This window comes from Cellulomonas sp. EB106-03-03-XG116, from assembly GCF_058792015.1.
In genome coordinates this window covers 1-4,587 of sequence record NZ_JBYTEP010000109.1, presented here as the reverse complement: position 1 = coordinate 4,587, position 4,587 = coordinate 1, and the positions used below count along the sequence as shown (strand labels likewise).

General features: G+C 80.1%; 5 protein-coding genes. 2 read left to right on the top strand and 3 right to left on the bottom strand.

The window, feature by feature from the left end; translation table 11 throughout:
* From AC3WUG_RS19410 to AC3WUG_RS19400, 3 genes are all read right to left on the bottom strand, one after another.
* The coding region (locus tag AC3WUG_RS19410) for an aspartate/glutamate racemase family protein (protein WP_492329168.1) at positions 1–490 on the bottom strand (490 nt) is incomplete at its 3' end.
* Positions 487–1,371 (bottom strand): hypothetical protein, encoded by an 885-nt coding sequence (locus AC3WUG_RS19405; protein ID WP_492329167.1) that lies wholly within the window; start codon positions 1,369–1,371, stop codon positions 487–489. The genes AC3WUG_RS19410 and AC3WUG_RS19405, both read right to left, overlap by 4 nt.
* On the bottom strand, positions 1,368–2,969 hold the full coding sequence (locus tag AC3WUG_RS19400; RefSeq protein ID WP_492329166.1) for an FGGY-family carbohydrate kinase: 1,602 nt from the start codon (positions 2,967–2,969) through the stop codon (positions 1,368–1,370). Before AC3WUG_RS19400 ends, AC3WUG_RS19405 begins: the two co-directional genes overlap by 4 nt.
* A gap of 86 nt (positions 2,970–3,055) precedes the next feature.
* Between AC3WUG_RS19400 and AC3WUG_RS19395 the strand changes: the two genes are divergently transcribed.
* Together AC3WUG_RS19395 and AC3WUG_RS19390 are read left to right on the top strand one after the other, a co-directional pair.
* A complete protein-coding gene (locus AC3WUG_RS19395) occupies positions 3,056–3,832 on the top strand; it encodes a DeoR/GlpR family DNA-binding transcription regulator (RefSeq protein ID WP_492329165.1) in 777 nt (258 codons plus the stop codon).
* Positions 3,829–4,587, top strand: a 759-nt coding sequence (locus tag AC3WUG_RS19390; RefSeq protein WP_492329164.1) for a four-carbon acid sugar kinase family protein, incomplete at its 3' end; no start/stop codon positions are given. The genes AC3WUG_RS19395 and AC3WUG_RS19390, both read left to right, overlap by 4 nt.

Sequence of the window (4,587 nt, the reverse complement as noted above, 5' to 3'; positions counted from 1 at the left end):
CGTGCGGCTCCGCGGCCGCGAGCGCCGCCTCGACCGCCCCGCCCGCCTCCGCCGCGGCGCGCGCCACGAGCCGGCCGGTCGGGCCGAGCGTCGAGGCGAGCGTGGCGAGCACGGCCACCCGGCCCCGGGCGCCGGCGGCCGTGGCCGCGGCCACCGCCTCCCGCGCCATCGGGGCGTCCACCCGGAGCACCGGGACGTCGACGCGGGTCGCGGCGGCCTCGGCCGCCTCGCCGACGGACGAGCAGGTCACGAGGACCGCCGAGGCCCCCGCGTCGGCGAGGTGCCGGACGTGGGCGAGCACGGCCGCCTCGACCTCGGGCGTCACGCCGGACGCCACGGCGGTGGCGAGCAGCCAGCCGTCGACCACGTGCACCCGGCGCAGGCCCGGGGCCGCGGCGTCGAGGTCGGCGTCGAACCGGGCCGCCAGCGCCGGCACGGTGTGCAGCAGGCCGGCGGTGCCCGCCGCCCCGGGCGCGCCGGGCCCCGTCACGCCGCGGTCCACGGCCGGGCCTCCGCGTCGACCAGCTCGACCAGCCGCTCCAGCCGCGGCACCGACACCTCCGCGAGCGCGGCCGGCACGTCCGCGCGCCCGACGACGTCGCTCCACAGGGCCCGCCCGGCCAGGAACCCGCTCGCCCCGCCCCGGCACGCCGCGCGCACGGCGCCCGCGAAGTCGTCGTGCGCCACGCCCTGCGACAGCACGACCCACGGGCCGGTGATGGCCTCGCCGAGCGACGCGCACGCCCGCTCGAGCACCGCCGGCTCGGCGCGGCCGGCCAGCGGGACCTGCACCTTGTACAGGCTGGGGCCGAGCGGGGACAGCTCGCGCGCCGCCTCCGCGATCGCGGCCTCGGCGTCCCAGGTCCCGGCGGCGGTCTCCTCCGGCGTCGCCCGCACGACCGGCTCCAGCACCGACAGCACGCCGCGCGCGGCGGCGAGCTCGATGAACCGCCGGGCGAGCTCCACGCGCTGCTCGCGGCGCGCGTCCCGGCGCCAGATCACCAGCAGCTTGACCGCGACCGCGCCGTGCAGGTCGGAGTCCGGGGCGACGACGACCTCGTCCAGCTCCGTCTCCTCGACCGGGCCGCCCGGCTCCTGCTCCAGCGCGTCGGCGGCGAGGATCAGCCCGCACGACGCCGGCAGCAGCGGGGCGGCGCGCTCGACGCCGTACTCGCGGTCGATGAGGAACCCCGAGGCCAGCGGGCCCAGCGCGCGGGCGACGTCGAGCTTGAACGCGACCAGGCGCTCGTCGTCGACCCGGCCGGCACCGGCCTGGTCGAACATGTGGCGCAGGCTCTCGCGCTGGTCCATGGCGACCATCGCGAGCGCGCCGGACGGGCGGGCGATGGCGTCGAGCGTCGGTGCGGTCACGGGTGTCCTCCGGGGGTCGGGGCGAGGGGGTCGGGGTCGCGCGCGGCGCCGGTGAACCGGGCCAGCGCGGCGTCGGCGTCGGGGTACGGGGGCGGCAGCGGCTCCCCGCCCGGCAGCCCGGGCAGGGCAGGGAGCACCGGCGGGTCGTGCGGGTCGAGCAGGCCGGCGCGGTGCAGGGCGAGCAGCGCGGCGCCGGCCGCGACCGGCTCGGCGCAGTCGACCAGCCGCACCGGCACGGGGCTCAGCTCGGCCTTGGCGCGCATCCACGCCGCGTTCCGGGTCGCGGGGCCGCCGAGCACGACGAGCCGGTCGGGTCGCAGGGCCGGGTCGGCGGCGGCACCGAGCGCCAGCTGCACGTCGAGCATCCACCGGGCCTGGAGCGCGAGGCCGTCGACCATCGCGGCCGCGAGCGCCACCGGGTCGTGCGCGGCTCGGTCGCCGAGCACCCGCACCCGGGCGGCCGGGTCCGGCTCCGGCGTCTGGCGGCCGGAGACGTACGGCAGGACGAGCGGTCCCGCGGCGCGGTCGGGGCGGGCGTCGTCGGGCAGCGCGGCGACCGCGGCGAACAGGTCCTCCGCGGAGCGGCCGGCGGCCTCGTGCTCGAGCCACCAGCGGACCATCGCCCCGGCGCTCGACGACCCGGCGAGCAGCGCGGGCCGGCCGAGGACGGTGCGGACCAGGCTCATCCCGGCGCGCGCGACGTCGGCGCGCACCGGGTCGGCGCCCAGCACGGTGCACACCGCCTCGGCCGTGCCGATCGAGTCCGCCGTGCTCCCGGGCTCGCGGACGCCCGCGGCCCACGCCCCGACCGCGTGGTCGTGGCCGGCGACGGTCACCGGCGTGCCGGCGCGCAGGCCCGCGGCGACCCAGGCGCCCGGCCGGACGGTGCCGGCGACGGACCCGGGCGCGGCGACGCGCGGCAGGTGCTCCGGGCGGAGGCCGACCTCGGCCAGCAGGTCCGCGTCGAACGCGGTCGGCAGCGCCGCGCTCGCCGGGGGCAGGCGGTAGGCCATCGAGCGGCCGGCGAGCGTGTGGTCGGTGACCAGGTCGCCCGTCAGGCCGAGCGCCGCGAGGTCCGCGACCCCCGCCCACCGGGCGAGCGCGGCGCGCCGGCCGGGGTCGTGCGCGGCGAGCCAGGCCAGGGTCGCGAGCGGCACCTTCGCGCTCGGGCGGACGCCGGTGGCCTCGAACAGCGCGGTGGCGCCCAGCCGGTCGGCCAGCGCAGCCGCCTCGGCCGCCGCCCGCTGGCCGTCCCAGCGCAGCCAGGGCCCGAGGGGGCGGTCGTGCGCGTCGAGCGGGACGCCGGTCTCGGCCATCGAGGCGACGCCGACGGCGAGGGGGACGGGGGCCGTCGTGCCGGTGCGGGGAGGTCCGGGCGGTCCGGGCGGTCCGGGCACGTCGGCCCGGCCGGCCGCCGCGAGCGCGCGGACGGCGAGCTGCCGCAGCACGCGGTCGAGGGCCGAGGGCCCGGGCGTCGGCGCGGACGCCACCGCGAGCAGCTCGACGACCCCGTCGGCGCCCGACCTCGGCGCGGCGACGAGCGCGACCTTCGTGTTCGTGGTCCCGACGTCGATGCCGAGGCCGATCAGGCGGCTCACGCCCACCAGTCTGTTCGGTGTCGAACAGATCGGTCAACCGTGTGCGCTCGTTGACATCCGCGGCCGGCGACCGTTGGATGGCGTCCGTGCGCTACTCCGCCGCCCCCCGCCGCCGGGACGAGCTGCTGCGCCGGCTCGAGGAGTCCGGCTACGTCTCGTCCAGCACCGCCGCGGCCGAGCTCGGCGTCTCGGAGATGACGATCCGCCGCGACCTCGGGCAGCTCGCCGCCGAGGGCCGGGTCCGGCGCGTCGTCGGCGGCGCGTCCCTGGTCGACGGCAGCGCGGCCCCGCCGTTCGAGCTGCGCCGCGGCGAGGCCGCCCGGGAGAAGGACGCGATCGCCCGCGCCGCGCTCCCGCTGCTCGCCGACGCGGGGGTGGTGGCGCTCGACGCCGGCACGACGGTGGCCACCCTCGCCCGGCGGCTGCCCCAGGGGCTCACCGTGATCACGCACTCGGTCCCGGTGATCACCGCGTGCACCGGGCGCGACGACCTCGAGGTGGTGGCGCTCGGCGGCACGTTCCACCGGGCGACCCGGTCGTTCGCCGGCCCCGCCACCCGCGCGGGCCTCGCGGACCTGGCCGTCGACGTCGCCGTGCTCTCCGCCACCGCCGCGGGGCCGGGCGGCGTCTACTCCGCCGACCCCTGGGACGCCGACACCAAGCGCGCGATGGCGGCGATCGCCGACCGCGTCGTCCTGCTGCTCGACCACCGCAAGCTCGCGGCCCGGGCCCCGATGCGGGTGCTCGGGCTGGAGGACGCGCACGCCGTGGTCGTCGACGACGAGGCGACCCCGGAGCAGCTCGCGATGCTGCGCGAGCGGTGCGAGCGGGTCGTGGTCGCGGACACCGGGACGACGCCGTGACCGGACCCCGGCTCGGCGTCGCGGCCGGACCCCGGCTCGGCGTCGTCGCCGACGACGTCACCGGCGCGTGCGACCTGGCCGACGCCGTCCGGGACGCGGGCGGCTCCGCCGTCGTCGTCCTCGGGGTCCCGGCCCCGGGCCTCGACCTGCCGCCGTGCGACGCCGCCGTCGTGGCGCTGCGCACCCGCACCGCGCCCGCGCCGCAGGCGGTCGCGGAGTCGGTCGCGGCGGCGTCCTGGCTGCTCGACCGCGGCGCGTCGGCCGTCTACCAGAAGTACTGCTCGACCTTCGACTCCACCGACGAGGGCACCATCGGGCCGGTCGCCGACGCGCTGCTCGACCTGCTCGGGACCGGGGCGGTGGCGGTCGGGACGCCCGCGACGCCGCGCGCCGGTCGGACGCAGTACCAGGGGCACCTGTTCGTGGGCGACCGGCTGCTGTCCGAGTCGCCGCTGCGAGACCACCCGCTCACGCCGATGACCGACCCCGACCTCGTGCGGGTGCTGGGACGGCAGACGCCTCGGGGCGTGGGGCTGCTGCCGTGGGCGGCGCTGCGGGGCCCGGACGCGGGCGCGGCGCTGGGGCGGGTCGTCGACGGCGGGGCCGCGCACGTGCTGGCGGACGCGCTCGCGGACGAGGACCTGGACGCGCTGGCGCGGGTCGTCGTGGACGAGGCCGCCGGGGGCTGGGCCGGCGCGGGCGCGCGCGGCGGGCGTGCCGACGGCCCGCGGATCGGCGGGCGGCCGGTGCTCCTG